At 70.5% G+C, this 14,889-nt stretch carries 16 protein-coding genes; 8 read left to right on the plus strand and 8 right to left on the minus strand.

Features of this window, described 5'->3' with window-relative positions; translation table 11 throughout:
- Nucleotides 1-43: 43 nt before the first annotated feature.
- The gene (purE, locus tag VB080_RS03530) at nt 44-607 is read right to left on the minus strand and encodes a 5-(carboxyamino)imidazole ribonucleotide mutase (protein ID WP_416339594.1); all 564 of its coding nucleotides are present in this window, start codon (nt 605-607) and stop codon (nt 44-46) included.
- Nucleotides 558-1,829, minus strand: coding sequence for a 5-(carboxyamino)imidazole ribonucleotide synthase (locus tag VB080_RS03535; protein WP_323417044.1), 1,272 nt, complete (start codon nt 1,827-1,829; stop codon nt 558-560). Before VB080_RS03535 ends, purE begins: the two co-directional genes overlap by 50 nt.
- Nucleotides 1,830-1,943: 114 nt before the next feature.
- Here VB080_RS03535 and VB080_RS03540 point away from each other — a divergent pair, with 114 nt between their 5' ends.
- On the plus strand, nt 1,944-2,660 hold the full coding sequence (locus VB080_RS03540; protein ID WP_323417045.1) for a peptidase E: 717 nt from the start codon (nt 1,944-1,946) through the stop codon (nt 2,658-2,660).
- A 55-nt stretch (nt 2,661-2,715) separates the two neighbouring features.
- On the opposite strand, the gene VB080_RS03545 is transcribed toward VB080_RS03540, so the two are convergent.
- The 3 genes from VB080_RS03545 to VB080_RS03555 form a co-directional block, all read right to left on the minus strand.
- Nucleotides 2,716-3,129: a GtrA family protein gene (locus VB080_RS03545; RefSeq protein WP_323417046.1), complete on the minus strand. Its 414-nt coding sequence runs from the start codon at nt 3,127-3,129 to the stop codon at nt 2,716-2,718.
- Complete coding sequence (locus VB080_RS03550) at nt 3,126-3,635, minus strand: PH domain-containing protein (protein ID WP_323417047.1); 510 nt, start codon at nt 3,633-3,635, stop codon at nt 3,126-3,128. Before VB080_RS03550 ends, VB080_RS03545 begins: the two co-directional genes overlap by 4 nt.
- 76 nt (nt 3,636-3,711) lie before the next feature.
- Entirely contained in the window at nt 3,712-4,482 is a 771-nt protein-coding gene (locus VB080_RS03555; RefSeq protein WP_323417048.1) for a biotin--[acetyl-CoA-carboxylase] ligase, read from the minus strand.
- Nucleotides 4,483-4,527: 45 nt separating this feature from the next.
- Here VB080_RS03555 and VB080_RS03560 point away from each other — a divergent pair, with 45 nt between their 5' ends.
- The 6 genes from VB080_RS03560 (at nt 4,528) to VB080_RS03585 (ending at nt 9,262) form a co-directional block, all read left to right on the plus strand.
- Nucleotides 4,528-6,102 (plus strand): acyl-CoA carboxylase subunit beta, encoded by a 1,575-nt coding sequence (locus tag VB080_RS03560; protein WP_323417049.1) that lies wholly within the window; start codon nt 4,528-4,530, stop codon nt 6,100-6,102.
- 29 nt (nt 6,103-6,131) lie between these two features.
- Nucleotides 6,132-6,326, plus strand: coding sequence for an acyl-CoA carboxylase subunit epsilon (locus tag VB080_RS03565; protein WP_323417130.1), 195 nt, complete (start codon nt 6,132-6,134; stop codon nt 6,324-6,326).
- Between the two features lie 14 nt (nt 6,327-6,340).
- Nucleotides 6,341-7,006, plus strand: a complete 666-nt coding sequence (locus VB080_RS03570) for a DUF937 domain-containing protein (RefSeq protein WP_323417050.1) — start codon at nt 6,341-6,343, stop codon at nt 7,004-7,006.
- Complete coding sequence (locus VB080_RS03575; RefSeq protein WP_323417131.1) at nt 7,006-7,614, plus strand: Maf family protein; 609 nt, start codon at nt 7,006-7,008, stop codon at nt 7,612-7,614. The genes VB080_RS03570 and VB080_RS03575 overlap by 1 nt, the downstream gene beginning before the upstream one ends.
- Before the next feature lie 65 nt (nt 7,615-7,679).
- The gene (locus tag VB080_RS03580) at nt 7,680-8,585 is read left to right on the plus strand and encodes a decaprenyl-phosphate phosphoribosyltransferase (protein WP_323417051.1); all 906 of its coding nucleotides are present in this window, start codon (nt 7,680-7,682) and stop codon (nt 8,583-8,585) included.
- Entirely contained in the window at nt 8,582-9,262 is a 681-nt protein-coding gene (locus VB080_RS03585; protein WP_323417052.1) for an SDR family oxidoreductase, read from the plus strand. The genes VB080_RS03580 and VB080_RS03585 overlap by 4 nt, the downstream gene beginning before the upstream one ends.
- A gap of 13 nt (nt 9,263-9,275) precedes the next feature.
- Here VB080_RS03585 and araA read toward each other — a convergent pair whose 3' ends face one another.
- The 3 genes from araA to VB080_RS03600 all read right to left on the minus strand — a co-directional run bounded on the left by araA (nt 9,276) and on the right by VB080_RS03600 (nt 12,795).
- Nucleotides 9,276-10,787: an L-arabinose isomerase gene (gene araA / locus VB080_RS03590; protein WP_323417053.1), complete on the minus strand. Its 1,512-nt coding sequence runs from the start codon at nt 10,785-10,787 to the stop codon at nt 9,276-9,278.
- A 233-nt stretch (nt 10,788-11,020) separates the two neighbouring features.
- Nucleotides 11,021-12,013, minus strand: a complete 993-nt coding sequence (locus VB080_RS03595) for a magnesium transporter CorA family protein (protein ID WP_323417054.1) — start codon at nt 12,011-12,013, stop codon at nt 11,021-11,023.
- 146 nt (nt 12,014-12,159) lie between these two features.
- Nucleotides 12,160-12,795, minus strand: a complete 636-nt coding sequence (locus tag VB080_RS03600; RefSeq protein ID WP_323417055.1) for a LysE family translocator — start codon at nt 12,793-12,795, stop codon at nt 12,160-12,162.
- 315 nt (nt 12,796-13,110) lie between these two features.
- Here VB080_RS03600 and VB080_RS03605 point away from each other — a divergent pair, with 315 nt between their 5' ends.
- Nucleotides 13,111-14,868, plus strand: a complete 1,758-nt coding sequence (locus tag VB080_RS03605; protein WP_416339595.1) for an acetyl/propionyl/methylcrotonyl-CoA carboxylase subunit alpha — start codon at nt 13,111-13,113, stop codon at nt 14,866-14,868.
- Nucleotides 14,869-14,889 lie beyond the last annotated feature (21 nt).

The following is a 14,889-nucleotide window of genomic DNA, read 5'->3' on the forward strand; positions in this document are numbered from 1 at the left end:
CCGGAGGCCACAGCCTGGCGCCCAGGTCGGCGTCAGAAGGTGCCTAACCGGCCGAGGAGCTCTCCGGATGGCCGGTGGCGGCGCGGACCCGCTCACCCTTGGCAGCAGCGACCGCCCGTAACTCTGCCTGGAAGGCTGCCATCCGCTGCCGCAGGACGGGATCGGAGGCCGCCAGGATGCGGACCGCGAGCAGCCCGGCGTTGCGGGCATTCCCGATCGCCACCGTGGCCACCGGCACCCCGGCGGGCATCTGGACGATCGAGAGCAGCGAGTCCAGCCCGTCCAGCTGCTTCAGCGGCACCGGGACGCCGATCACCGGCAGCGGGGTCACCGCCGCGAGCATGCCGGGCAGGTGCGCGGCACCGCCGGCACCGGCGATGATCGCCCTCAGCCCACGCTCGGCGGCCGCCCGGCCGTAGCCGATCATCTCCTCGGGCATCCGGTGGGCGCTGACCACGTCCGCCTCGTAGGGCACATCGAACTCGGCCAGCGCCGCCGCGGCGGCCTCCATGACCGGCCAGTCCGAGTCGGAGCCCATCACAATGCCCACCAGCGGTTCAGTCATCCGTGGTCCCTTCGCTCTCGTCGTCTCGTCGGTTCTGGCCATCCCCGCGTCGGCGGGCATCTTCCGCCCCACCGGCACCAGCCAGGGGACTCCCGTCCTCGCGAGCATGGCCGGTCTGGGAACCAGGGCCCGCCACGCCCATGAACACCTCGGCTGCGGCGCGGGCCCGAGCCCGGGTCTGCGCCAGGTCGTCGCCCAGCGCGGTGACGTGGCCGAGCTTGCGTCCCGGTGCCCACGATTTCCCGTACAACTGCACGCGCAGCGCCGCGTCGGCGGCCAGCACCTCGGCCAGCCCGCCAGCCAGATCCTCCCGAGCCCCACCCAGGATATTGGCCATGACAGACCAGGCCACTCTGGGCTCGGGTGAACCGAGCGGCAGGTCGGCGACCGCCCGCAGGTGGTTCTCGAACTGGGAAGTCCGGGCACCGTCGATACTCCAGTGCCCGGTGTTGTGCGGGCGCATCGCCAACTCGTTGACCACCACCCGGCCGTCCCGGGCCTCCATCAGCTCCACGGCGAGGATGCCCACCACGTCCAACTCGGCAGCGATCCGCAGCGCGAACCGCTGCCAGGCTGCCACCTCGCCAGCCGGCATGCCGGGTGCCGGCGTGGTCGTGTCGGTGCAGACCCCCGCGGTCTGGACCGTCTCGCTGACCGGGTAGGCGACCGTCTCTCCACCCGGGCGGCGGGCCACCAGCACCGACAGTTCCCGGACGAAGTCGACGAACTCCTCCGCGACGATCACCACATCAGGCCCGAGATTCTGGAACGGAAGCCCTGCCTGGCCCGGATCGTCCAGCTTCCAGACCCCCTTGCCGTCGTAGCCGCCGCGGGACGTCTTGGCGATCACCGGCCAGCCGGTCCGGTCGGCGAAGGCGATCAACTCCGTCGCGCTGCCGACCACCTGGTAGGCGGGGCACGGGATGCCCATCGCGGTCAGCCGGTCGCGCATCACCGCCTTGTCCTGGGCGTGCAGCAACGCGTCCGGCCCGGGACGGACGGCCGTCCCTCCCTCGAGGAGCGCGCGCAGGATGGGGGCCGGAACGTGCTCGTGGTCGAAGGTGATCACGTCGCAGCCCCGCGCGAAGGCCAGCACGGTCGCCAGGTCGGTGTAGTCGCCGACGGTGACATCGTGGACCACCTGGGCCGCGGAGACCTCGGGCCCCTCGGCCAACAGCCGGATCTGCAGCCCCAGTCCAATCCCGGCAGCGTGCATCATCCGGGCGAGCTGACCGCCGCCGATGATGCCGATGGTGGGAGTCACGGCGTCAGCGTAACGTGTGCCGGCCAGCCGCTTCGCCGCTGACCGGATCGCCGGCGGCGAGTGCCCGTCGGCCATCGGCCCCCGCCGGGCCTCGCGATGCGCGAAGATGGAGACATGACCACGCACATCCTCGCGATGGGCGGCGGCGGGTTCTCGATGTCGCCCACGGGCGCACCGACCAATCTCGACCGCTACCTGCTGGAGCTGTCGGGCAAACAGGCGCCGCTGGTGTGCTTCGCACCCACTGCCTCGGCCGACGACCCGCACTATGTCAACCGCTTCCTGCTGGCCTACGGCACCCTCGGGGTGCGCACCATGGTGCTCAGTCTCTGGCAGGGCGGCTCGGCGGCCTCGGTCGCCCGGCTGGCCGAGGTGGACGTGCTGCTCGTCGGCGGCGGCCACACCGTGAACCTGATGGCGTTGTGGGACGCCCACGGTGTCTCCGGGGCGGTGCGCGAGCGGGCAGCCCGCGGCGACGTGGTACTCGCCGGAGTGTCGGCCGGCGGCAACTGCTGGTACGAGGGCTGCATCACCGACTCCTTCGGCGACTTCCGCGCCTGGCGGGGCGGTCTGGGGCTGGTACCCGGCAGCTTCTGCCCCCACTTCGACGGTGAGCCGGGCCGTGCTCCCGCCTACACCGATGCGGTGGCCGCCGGCGACCTGCCGGGTGGCTGGGCCGCCGACGACGGCGCCGCCGTCCACTACGTCGACGGGGTGCCGGCCGCTTTCGTCGCCGAGTCCCCCCGGCAACGGGTCTACCGGGTGCTGCCCAGCGATCTCCCGACCGCCAGCGGCGTCCTGGTCGAGCCCCGGGAGATGACCGTCCTGTAGGAACGCGCCAGCCGCCGAAGCCGGGTCGGCGGGAGCCGGATGAGCTGAAGCCCGGTCAGCGGAAGATCACGCTGCGCTGCACCACGAAGTTCACCGTCGTGGCAGCCCCCTGCGCGACCACGAAGCCGACGGCCTGGGCCACCAGGGTGCTGCCAGAGGTGGATTCCAGCCAGGGGAACAGCAGCGCGAACAGCCCCACCTGCAGCCCGAAGGTGGTGCCGTACAACACGACGACGGCAGCGAACCGCTGCCGGCTGGGCGCCGCGCCGAAGGTCCAGCGCCGGTTGATCAGGTAGGCGGTGGTGGTGCCGGCGATGAAGGAGAGCGCCTTGGCGGGGGTGTGCGACAACCCGGCGGCCATCAACGCCAGGAGCAGGCCGAAGTCGACCACCGCGGAGATCCCGCCAGAGATCACGAACCGGGTCAACTGCCGCCGCAGCGGCACCCGGCTGGTGACCGCACCGGTCATTCGTTGTGCTCCGGAGCGTCCGGGGCCTCGGAGGAGAACAGCAGTTCGGTCATCGCGACGTGCACCCGTTCGACGTCGGGGATGTCGTGGAGGGTGACCGGCTTCTCCGCAGCAGTGGTCAGCACCAGGGTGCCGCAGCCGAGGATCCGGTCGAGCAGGCTGCGCTCGTAGGCGACGTTGTTGATCCTGGTCAGCGGCAGGTCGTGGCCGGATTTGTTGATGATCCCCTGGCGCGTGATCACCCGCCGGTCGGTGAAGGTGTAGGTGGTGGTCAGCCAGCGCAGGAAGGGCAGCAGCACCCAGCTGACGAAGACCAGGGCCGCCAGGACACCGATCACCCCGCCCGCCCAGGGTTGCCAGGACGACGGCGCCACCGCCAGCGCGACACCCACCACGACCGCACCCAGGACGAGGATCAGCGCCGGCAGCACCAGCGCCTTGCCGTGAGTACGCAAATGCAGCACGACATGCTCGTCGGTACCGAGGAGCTTCTCGGGCAGTCCCATGCCCTCCATGCTCCCACACCGGTCCACCGCAGTGCTGCTGCCGGTCACCGGGTACTGCCCGGCCGACGAGGTGGGGCTACCGCAGGTGCCAGACGTCCCCGGCGGCGAAGCTGCGCAGCACACCCCCGGCCCGCACCAGCAACTGGCCGTCGACATCCACGCCGACGGCCTCGCCCTCAACGGCCTCGGTCTCGGAGACCACCACCCTGACGCGGCGTCCCACGGTGTCGCAGTGGGCGGTGTAGGCCTCGCGCAGGTCGTCCCCGTCAGCCCAGCGGCGATACCAGCCCGCCAACGCCCCCAACACGTCGCGGACCACCTCTGCCGTGGTGGCCGTGGCTCCGGCCAGAGCGAGCGAGGTGGCGGTCGGGACGGGAAGTTCGTTCTCGGCGAGCAGGGTGTTGATGCCCATCCCGATGACCGCCGCCGGCGGCGTGCCCTCGACCCGCTCGGCCAGGATGCCGCACACCTTTCGGCCGTCGATCAGGACGTCGTTGGGCCACTTCAGCCGGGCGTCCACCCCTGCCGCAGCACGCAATCCGTCGGCGACCGCCAGCCCCGCGACCGGCGGCAGCCACAACCAGCGCCGCGGCGCAGCAGCGGGCGGGCGCAGCAGCACCGACAGCGCCACCGACCTGCCTGGCGGCGCTTCCCAGACCCGGCTGAACCGGCCCCGTCCCCGGCTCTGGTGATCGGCCACCAGAACACACCCGGACGGCGCGCCCGCCCGTGCACGAGTGGCCAACTCGGCGTTGGTGGAACCGATCGTCGCGGTCGTCTCGACCCGGCGCCACAGGCCGTCCCCGAGCTGTCGGGCAAGCCAGGTCGCATCAACCAGTGGATCCACGGCCGCACCCTACCGGCCCGGTCCCCAAGGGCCTAGGGTGCGCTCATGGAGGTCGACATCCACACCACCGCCGGCAAGCTGGCCGATCTCACCCGCCGCCGTGACGAGGCGCTCAATCCCAGTTCGGCCGAGGCTGTCGAGAAGGTGCACGCCCAGGGCAAACTGACCGCCCGCGAGCGCATCCTCGCGTTGCTGGACGAAGACAGCTTCGCCGAGTTCGACCGCTTCTCCCGGCACCGCTCGACGGCCTTCGGGATGGCCGAGAAGCGGCCCTACACCGACGGTGTGATCACCGGGGTGGGTGCGATCCACGGCCGTCCGGTGTGCGTGTTCAGCCAGGACGTCACCCTGTTCGGCGGGGCGCTGGGCGAGGTCTACGGCGAGAAGATCGTCAAGATCCTCGACTTCGCAATCTCCACCGGGGTCCCGATCATCGGGATCAACGAGGGCGGCGGGGCGCGCATTCAGGAGGGCGTGGTCTCCCTCGACCTGTACTCCCAGATCTTCCGCCGCAACACCCTGGCCTCCGGCGTGGTGCCCCAGATCTCGCTGATCATGGGGGCCGCAGCCGGCGGGCACGTCTACTCCCCCGCGCTGACCGACTTCGTGGTGATGGTCGACCAGACCTCACAGATGTTCATCACCGGCCCCGCGGTGATCAAGACGGTGACCGGCGAGGACGTCACCATGGAGGAACTCGGCGGCGGGCGCACCCACTCCACCCGCTCAGGCACCTCCCACTACCTGGCAGCCGACGAGACCGATGCGATCGAGTACGTCCGCCAGCTGATCAGCTACCTGCCGCAGAACAACCTGGAAGACCCGCCGGTCTACGACGAGACCGAGGCCGACCTGACCTTCACCGACCACGATCGGGTGCTGGACACGATCATCCCCGACTCTCCCAACCAGCCCTACGACATGCACGAGGTGATCACCCGGGTGCTGGACGACGACGAGTTCCTCGAGGTGCACCAGCTCTACGCCCCGAACATCATCTGCGGGTTCGGCCGGGTGGAGGGCCATTCGATCGGGGTGATCGCCAACCAGCCGCTGGTCTACGCCGGTTGCCTGGACATCAAGGCGTCGGAGAAGGCTGCGCGCTTCGTCCGCACCTGCGACGCCTTCAACATCCCGATCCTCACCTTCGTCGACGTCCCCGGCTTCCTGCCCGGTACCGACCAGGAGTGGGACGGGATCATCCGCCGCGGTGCGAAGCTGATCTACGCCTACGCCGAGGCCACCGTCCCGCTGCTGACCGTGATCACCCGCAAGGCCTACGGTGGCGCCTACTGCGTGATGGGCTCCAAACCACTGGGGGCGGACGTGAACCTGGCCTGGCCGACCGCCCAGATCGCGGTGATGGGTGCGGAGGGGGCGGTGAACATCCTCTACCGCCGCGACCTGGCCGAGGCCGACGACCCGGACGGGGAGCGCGCCCGGCTGATCGAGGAGTACGACGACGAACTCGCCAACCCCTACATCGCTGCTGAGCGCGGCTATGTGGACAAGGTGATCTACCCGCACGAGACCCGTGCGCAGGTGATCAAGGTGCTGCGGCTGCTGCGCACCAAGCGCCAGCAGTTGCCGCCCAAGAAGCACGGGAACATCCCGCTGTGAACGACGGGGGCGGACAACCGCTGTTCGAGGTGTCCGGGGGCTCGCCGACCGACGCCGAGCTCGCCGCGCTCACCGCCGTGATCATCGCCCTGCGGCGGACCAGGCCTGCCCCTCACCAACCTACGAGCAGTACGCTGGCCGGCGGGTGGCGCAGTTACTGGCACACCGTGAGAAACCCGCTGGTTCCGGGCCACGAGGCCTGGCGCAGCAGCTTCAGGAAGTAGAAAGGACGCCCCGCATGAGCGCTACCGACGAGATCCTCTCCGGCATCGACATGTCCGATCTTGCCAGCCGGGTCGGTGCCGACCCCGAGACCACCAGGCAGGCCGTCGAGGCCGCCATCCCGACCCTGCTGGCCAGCCTGCAGGCCAATGTCGCCGACTCCTCAGGTGCCGAGAGCCTGTTCGGAGCTCTTTCCAACCACGCCGAGACGCCGGCCAGCCTGGACGACGTCGACACCTCCGACGGCCGCCAGATCCTCAAGCACATGTTCGCCGACGACCCCCAGCGGGTGCAGGCCCTCGCCGGCCAGAGCGGCGGCCTGCTGGCCAAGCTGCTGCCCTACCTGGCTCCGCTGGTGATGAGCTGGCTGGCCAAGCAGGTGCTCGGCGGCAACAGCGGCGGCAATCAGCAGTCCGACGGCGGGCTGCTGGGCGGGCTGCTCGGGGGCCTCTTCGGCGGTGGCGACCAGCAGCAAGCCGCACCGGCCAGCGGCGGCGGTCTGGGGGACATCCTCGGGCAGGTGCTCGGCGGCGCCCTCGGCGGGACGCAGGCCGCGCCGAGCGGCGGCACCACCCCCGGGCAGTGGCAGATCCCGACCACCACCACGAAGCAGCAGGGCCAGCAGCAGTCCGGTGGCGACCTCCTCGGCGGTCTGCTCGGCCAGATCCTGGGTGGGCTCTGATCGCCCCGCAGCTCGTCCTGGCCTCGCGGTCACCGGCCCGGCTCGCCACATTGAAGGCAGCCGGGCTGGCTCCGCTGGTGGTGGTCTCCGGGGTCGACGAGGACGCGATCACCGCACCCGACACCACCACCCTGGTGGCCCGGCTGGCCAGCGCCAAGGCGGAGGCTGTGGCCGCCGGGCTCGATCTCGACGCCGAGCTGCTGATCGTCGGCTGCGATTCGCTGCTGGAGTTCGAGGGTGAAGCGCACGGCAAGCCGGCCGACGCGGCTCAGGCCCGGGAGCGCTGGCGTCGGATGCGTGGCCGCTCCGGCGTGCTGCTGACCGGCCACCATGTGATCGCGCAGCTGGCCGGCCGCCGGCAGTCCCGGACGGCGGTCGCCCGCACCATCGTCCACTTCGCCGACCTGGACGACGCCGAGATCGATGCCTATGTGGCGACCGGCGAGCCCGTCGAGGTGGCCGGCGCGTTCACCATCGACTCCCTCGGTGGCGCCTACGTCCGCTCCATCGAGGGCGACCCGCACACCGTGGTGGGGATCTCACTGCCACTGCTGCGCGAGCTGTTCGGCGAGCTCGGCGTCCCCTGGCACAGCCTCTGGCAGGCCTGAGGAAGCGCTGACCTGGTCGGACCGAGGTGCGGGCGTCCGACCCGCCCGGTTAGCCTTGGCTCATCATGACGAGCACTCCCCCGACCCCCGCAGCCCGGCAGTCCCGGCTGCCCGCCTGGCTGCGGGCACTGCGTCCCAAACAGTGGGTGAAGAATGTCCTGGTGGTCGCCGCGCCCCTGGCCGCCGGACGTCTGTTCGAACCTGCCGTGGCACTGGCCACCCTCTGGGCGATGATCGCATTCTGCCTGGTCAGCGCTGCAATCTACGTCTTCAACGACATTCGGGACGTGGCAGCCGACCGGCAGCATCCCACCAAACGGCTACGACCGATTGCCGCTGGGGAGCTCTCCCCCCGGATCGGCTACCTGCTGGCGGCCGTCTGTCTGGCCGCGGGCCTGGCACTGGGGACGTGGACCAGCCCCCAGCTGGGTGTGACGCTGGCGATCTACGTCGTGCTGCAGGTGGCGTACTCGCTGTTCTTCAAGCACCAGCCGATCATCGACCTGGCGATGGTGGCGGCCGGTTTTCTGTTGCGCGCGATCGCCGGCGGCGTCGCGTCCGGCATTCCGCTGAGCCAGTGGTTCCTGCTGGTGGCCTCCTTCGGCTCGCTGTTCATGGTGGCGGGCAAGCGCTACTCCGAGCTGCACCAACTGGGGGCCGAGGCGGGCACCCGGCTCTCGCTGGAGCGCTACAGCGATTCCTACCTCCGGCTGGTGTGGTCGGTGGCGCTCGGCGTGGTGATCATGTCGTACAGCCTGTGGGCCTTCGACGAGGGCCGCGGCCCGCAGCTGTGGAGCGTGCCGTGGACGGCGATCTCGATCGCCCCGTTCACCCTCGCCCTGCTGCGCTATGCGATGCGAATCGACCAGGGGAGGGCGGGCGAACCGGAGGAGATCGTGATGAGCGACCGTGTCCTGCAGGTGCTGGCGGTGGTCTGGGTGGCACTGGTCGGGCTGGCGGTGTTCGCATGAGCCGGCCGGTGGCACTGGTGACCGGCGCTTCGCGCGGCATCGGACGGGCGATCGCACGCGAACTCGGCAGCACCCACCACCTCCTGGTCGGTGCCCGGACAGCCGGGGCCGCCCGCGAGGTGGCGGATTCGCTGCCGTCCGCCGAGCCCTTCGTCGCCGATCTGACCGACGAGGCCGCGGTGGCTGCTGCCGTGGCCGGGATCGACCGGCTGGACGTGCTGGTGCACTCGGCCGGGATGCTCTCCCACTGGGGCCCGTTCGAGACCGCCACCACCGACCAGTGGCGGGCCGTCCTGGAGCTGAACGTGATCGCGCCGGCCACGCTCACCCGGCTGCTGCTGCCGGCGCTGCGGGCCGCGCACGGCCTGGTGGTCTTCCTCAACTCCGGCGCCGGACTCACCGGAAACCGCGGCTTCTCGGTCTATGCCGCCAGCAAGTTCGCGCTCACCGGGCTGGCCCAGTCGCTGCGCGAGGACGAACGCGGCGCCGTGCGGGTCACCTCGCTGCACCCCGGACGGGTGGCCACCGACATGCAGCTCGAGCTGCGCACCGCCGAGGGCAGGGAGTTCACCCCGGAGGACTATCTGGCCGCCGACGACGTCGCCCGGACAGTACGGCTGGCGGTCGACCTGCCCCCGTCCGCCAGCGTCGAGATGCTGCGGATCAACCACTCCTGACCCGGCGCCGGCCTCACAGGCCGCGGGCGAGGCGGTAGTAGACCTGGTTCCAGCGCAGTTCCCGCTGGAAGCCGGCCACGGTGGTGGCCTGGTCGATCTCGAGCAGTTCGATACCGGCGATGGCGGCGAAGTCACGGACGACGTCGATCCCGACAGCAGTGGTCATCACCGTGTGGTGGGCGGCGCCGGCCGACAGCCAGCAGGTCGCCGAGGTGGCCAGGTCGGGGGCCGGCTTCCACACCGCCCGTCCGACCGGCAACTTCGGCAGGTCGGGTGGGGTGACGTTCTCCACCACGTTGGCGACCAGCCGGAACCGGTCCCGCATGTCCGACATCGCCACCACCAGCGCCGGGCCCGGGTCGGCGGTGAACACCAGCCGCACCGGATCCTGTTTGCCGCCGATGCCCAGCGGGTGGATCTCCAGCCGCGGCTTCTGCGACGTCAGGGCAGGCGACACCTCCAGCATGTGGGCGCCCAGGATGACCTCCTGGCCGGGTACCAGGTTGTAGGTGTAGTCCTCCATCAGCGACGCCCCGCCCGGCAGGCCGGAGCCCATCACGTTCGCGATCCGCACCAGCACCGCGGTCTTCCAGTCCCCCTCGGCGCCGAAGCCGTAGCCCTCGGCCATCAGCCGCTGCACCGCCAGGCCGGGAAGCTGCTTCAACCCGCCGAGATCCTCGAAGGTGTCGGTGAACGCGGCGAACCCGCCCTCGGTCAGGAAGCTCCGCAGCCCCAGTTCGATCGCCGCGCCGTCGCGCAGTGACTGGTGCCGCTCGCCGCCGGGCAGCAGTTCGGGCACCACGTCGTAGCAGGCCAGGTACTCCTGGATCAGCGCGTCGATCTCGGCAGCGGTGGCGGCCTCGACCCGCTCGACCAACTCAGTCACGCCCCAGGTATTCACCTGCACGCCCAGGTTGAGCTCGGCCTCGGTCTTGTCCCCCTCGGTCACCGCCACGTAGCGCATGTTGTCGCCGAACCGGGCCACCTTCAGCGTCCGTGCCGCCTGCCAGCCGGCCGCCGCCCGCTGCCAGTCCGCGATCTGCCGGCCCACCTCGGGGTTGGACACGTGGCCCACCACGGTCTTGCGCGCCACCCCGAGCCGGGTCTGGATGTAGCCGAACTCCCGATCGCCGTGCGCGGCCTGGTTGAGATTCATGAAGTCCATGTCGATCGTCGACCACGGCAGCTCGACATTGGCCTGGGTGTGCAGGTGCAGCAACGGCTTGCGCAACCCGTCCAGGCCGGTGATCCACATCTTCGCCGGCGAGAAGGTGTGCATCCACGCGATCACGCCGATCACCCGGTCGTCCGCATTCGCCTCCAGCGCGAACCGGCGGATCCCCTCGGTGTCGATCAGCACCGGCTTCCACACCACCCGCACCGGTAGACCGGCCAACCCCGCAGCCACGGCCTGCGACTGCTCGGCCACCTGCCGCAACGTCTCCTCGCCGTAGAGCGACTGACTACCTGTGACGAACCAGACCTCGTAGCCATCGAGCGAGGTGGTCAATGCTGTCTGCGACATCGTGCTTCCTTGCCAAAATCGATCTCGTGACGACGAGCGTTGGCTGCCCGTCGCTGGTCGGCGCCCTCATGGGTCCATCCAACTGAGGATGCCGAGTCCGTGAACCAGCCTAGTGTGAACGCTCACATTTGACGAGCCTCCCCGCCACATCGCAGGTACGGCCCATGGCAGCCGCAGCACGGCCACGCCCGCCAGACGGTCACGGGACGGCAGACCTCTTCGGCCTGAGAGCCTCAGATCCAGTCGGATTTGCGGAAGATCACGAACAGGCCGGCCCCGAGGACCACGATCAGGATGATGCTCATCACCAGGCCGCTGGGTGTGCCGTAACCGGGGTAGGGCAGGTTCTGGCCGAACCAGCCGGTGACAGCCGTGGGGACGGCGACGATCGCCGCCCAGGCGGCCAGCTTCTTCATGATCTCGTTGAGCCTCTCCTCACGCTGAGCCAGGGTGGTCTCGAACACGCTGCCGAGCAGGTCGCGCAGGTACTCCGTCCACTCGGTGGCCCGGATCACATGGTCGTAGAGATCGGCGTAGTAGCCCTCCAAGGTGCGCTCCACCTCCCGGCCGACCTGCACTTCGAACCGTCCCAGGGAGGTGACCACCTCACGCATCGGCAGGACGATCCGGCGCAACCCGGCCAGGGCGTTCCGCAGCCGGTGCACCTGCTGCTGCAGCTCGTCGGTGCGCGGGGAAGGAGCGAACAGAGTGTCGTCCAGCTGCTGGATGCGGTCCTCCAGTTCCTGCAGGGCGTCGAAGTAGTCGTCAACCAGGTAGTCGAGCAGGCTGTAGGCCAGACCACCCGAGCCGGTGCCCGCGGTGATCTCCTCTTCCCAGCGCTCCAGCACCGGCGCGAGGTCGAAGCCGTCGGTCATCCGCACGGTGATCAACGCCCCGGGCAGCACGAAGGCCGAGACCCGGTCGAGCTGGAGAGCAAGCTCTGCGTCCGTCCCGACCAACAGCCGGGTGGCGTAGCAGGTGATGAAGGTGTGGCCGGCGTGCCGGGTCGCCTTCGGGCGCTCCCCCGGCTCGATCGCATCCTCCACCGCGAGGGGGTCGAGGCCCAGCTCTGCGGCGAGCTGGTCGAGTTCGGCCCGGTCCGGGGCGAGCAGGTCGACCCAGATCAGCACCGACGGGTCGGCCCGCCAGGTGTCGAGGTCGGACAGCGGGTAGCCGTCGGCGACCAGCCGACCGTCCCGCCAGGCGCGGCTGCTGGTGCGACTCACTCCGCCAGCATCCCACTGGCACCGGGCCACCGACACCTGCCCGCCAAAATCCGGGGCTCGCCCCGGCAAACGCCCCGGACAGGGGGGTGGCTGGAATCCTCCGGGTTGGAGGAGGCACCTGGGCGATCCAGGGCCTGACGGCCGAGTCAGTGGTTGTCGACGGCCAGGACGAGGGCGAAGCCGGCCATTGCGGTGCCGGCAACGCCGTCGACCACCCGGGCGCCGCGACGGCTGTCGAGAAACCTGCGGACGCTGTGCGCGCCGAGGATCACCACGGTGAACCAGATCATGGCTTCCACGGCGTGGATCCCGGCCAGGGACGTTCCCACCGCCACCGGGTTGAGCCCGGCCGGCAGGAACAGCGGCAGCACAGTGAGATAGAAGACTGCCATCTTCGGGTTGAGCAGGTCGGTGAGCAGGCCCCGTCCGAAGGCCTCGAGTACGCCCATCCGCACCGCCGGCGCCTCGACCTGGACAGCGGCTCGTTCCCCACGGACCGCCGCGCGCAGATAGCCCCAGGCCACCCACACCAGGTAGCCGACCCCGGCCACCCGCAGAACGTTGAACGCCACCTCGCTGGCGACGAACAGCGCCGCCAGCCCGGCAGCGGCGGCGAACCCCCACAGCAGCGCCCCGACGGTGATCCCCAGCGCGGTGGCGAAGGCCACCTGCCGTCGATCGCGCAGCGCCTGACGCAGCACGAGCACCGTGTCGAGACCGGGCGTGACGGTGACCACCGCGGCCATTACCGCGAACCCCAGAACCGCTTGCCACAGTGTCACGGCGGCCATGCTACGGGCGTTCGGACAGGCCGAGCGATCAGGCTCGCTGCCCTGGACGCTCCCGGCCACCGAGGACCAGCGGCTGCCCGGCCAGGCACCCCACGGCTTGGAGCATGCCTGCCTGGCCCTGGCCGTCGTGAGCGACGCTCGGCGGCGCGCATCGCAACTGGAGGAAGGAGGCGATGCCGGTGCATCGTCCACCGCTGACACCACAGCCGGCGCCCGTCCAGCGACGCGCCACAGACCACTCCGGGATGGGGAGACACGTTCTAGACTCCGAGCATCGGCGCGCCCGTCCAGGAGGATTCCATGTCGATCGCCAAGGTGTTGGTCGCCAACCGAGGGGAGATCGCGGTCCGGGTGATCCGGGCTGCCCGGGACGCGGGGCTGGCCTCGGTCGCGGTCTACGCCGATCCCGATGCGGACGGGCTGTTCGTCCGGCTGGCCGACGAGGCGTTCGCGCTGAACGGGCTGACCCCGGCCGACACCTACCTCGCGGTCGACAAATTGCTGGCAGTCGCCGCCCGGTCGGGAGCGGACGCCGTCCATCCCGGCTACGGGTTTCTCGCCGAGAACGCCGGTTTCGCGCACGCGGTGATCGACGCCGGGCTGACCTGGATCGGTCCGCCGCCGGCAGCCATCGAGGCGCTCGGCGACAAGGTCCGGGCCCGGCACCTGGCGCAGCAGGTGGGCGCCCCGCTCGTCCCTGGCACTGCCGACCCGGTCGGCGGCGCGGCCGAGGTGGTCGCCTTCGCCGAGACCCACGGGCTGCCGATCGCCATCAAGGCCGCCTACGGCGGCGGCGGGCGAGGCCTGAAGGTTGCTCGCAGCCTGGCCGAGATCCCCGAGTTGTTCGAGTCGGCCACCCGTGAGGCGGTGACCGCGTTCGGGCGCGGGGAGTGCTTCGTGGAGCGCTACCTCGACCGTCCGCGGCATGTCGAGACCCAGTGCCTGGCCGATACCCAGGGCAACGTCGTGGTGGTCTCCACCCGGGACTGCTCGCTGCAGCGACGGCACCAGAAGCTGGTCGAGGAGGCGCCGGCGCCCTTCCTGACCGCGCCGCAGGTGGAGCAGTTGACCAGCGCGTCGAAGGCGATCCTGCGTGAGGCCGGCTACGTGGGCGCCGGGACCTGCGAGTTCCTGGTCGGCCAGGACGGCACCATCTCCTTCCTGGAGGTCAACACCCGGCTGCAGGTGGAGCACCCGGTGTCGGAGGAGGTGACCGGTATCGACCTGGTGCGGGAGATGTTCCGGATCGCCGACGGTGAGCCGCTCGGCTATGACGATCCGCCGGTTCGCGGGCATGCGATCGAGTTCCGGATCAATGCCGAGGATCCGGGCCGGGCTTTCATGCCGGCGCCCGGCACGTTGACCGCCTGGCAGCCGCCCACCGGCCCCGGGGTGCGAGTGGACGCCGGCTACCTGACGGGCATGGCGGTGCCCGGAGCCTTCGACTCGCTGGTCGCCAAGATCATCGTCACCGGCGCCGACCGCGGCCAGGCGATCGAGCGCGCCCGGCGGGCGCTGGGCGAGACCGTCCTGGAAGGCATGCCCTCGGTGCTGCCCTTTCACCGGGTGGTGCTGACCGACCCGGCGTTCGTGGCGCCCGAGGGCCGGTTCGGCGTCCATACCCGCTGGATCGAGACCGAGTTCGCCGTCCCGATCGAGCCGTACCTGGGGACGCTGGGCACATCGGAACCGGATGAGAAGGCCACCTACGTGGTCGAGGTCGACGGCCGCCGGGTCGAAGTGCGGCTGCCCAGCGCGCTGAGCGCCCCAGCCGTCCGCAGCACCGGGCCGAAACGACCCACTCGGCGCAGCACCGGCGACGCCCACGCCCGGCCGCCCTCCAGCAACCAACTCACCGCTCCCATGCAGGGGACGATTGCCAAGGTCGCGGTGGTCGAGGGCGACGAGGTCGGTGAGGGCGAGTTGGTGGTGGTGCTGGAGGCGATGAAGATGGAACAGCCGATCACCGCCCACCGCTCCGGCCGGATCATCGCCCTGGCTGCCCAGGTGGGCGCCACCGTCGCCAGCGGCCAGGTGCTCTGCGAGATCGTCGATCCGGCCTGAGACCGGCCTTGGTGCACAATC

The sequence above is a fragment of the Propionicimonas sp. genome (assembly GCF_034927565.1).
In the GTDB taxonomy this organism is placed as follows: Bacteria; Actinomycetota; Actinomycetes; order Propionibacteriales; family Propionibacteriaceae; genus Propionicimonas.

Coding starts and splice junctions, on each gene's coding strand:
- purE (WP_416339594.1), bottom strand. CDS start 607: ATGGCCAGAACCGACGAGACGACGAGAGCGAAGGGACCACGGATGACT.
- VB080_RS03540 (WP_323417045.1), top strand. CDS start 1,944: ATGACCACGCACATCCTCGCGATGGGCGGCGGCGGGTTCTCGATGTCG.
- VB080_RS03545 (WP_323417046.1), bottom strand. CDS start 3,129: ATGACCGGTGCGGTCACCAGCCGGGTGCCGCTGCGGCGGCAGTTGACC.
- VB080_RS03550 (WP_323417047.1), bottom strand. CDS start 3,635: ATGGGACTGCCCGAGAAGCTCCTCGGTACCGACGAGCATGTCGTGCTG.
- VB080_RS03560 (WP_323417049.1), top strand. CDS start 4,528: ATGGAGGTCGACATCCACACCACCGCCGGCAAGCTGGCCGATCTCACC.
- VB080_RS03570 (WP_323417050.1), top strand. CDS start 6,341: ATGAGCGCTACCGACGAGATCCTCTCCGGCATCGACATGTCCGATCTT.
- VB080_RS03580 (WP_323417051.1), top strand. CDS start 7,680: ATGACGAGCACTCCCCCGACCCCCGCAGCCCGGCAGTCCCGGCTGCCC.
- VB080_RS03585 (WP_323417052.1), top strand. CDS start 8,582: ATGAGCCGGCCGGTGGCACTGGTGACCGGCGCTTCGCGCGGCATCGGA.
- araA (WP_323417053.1), bottom strand. CDS start 10,787: ATGTCGCAGACAGCATTGACCACCTCGCTCGATGGCTACGAGGTCTGG.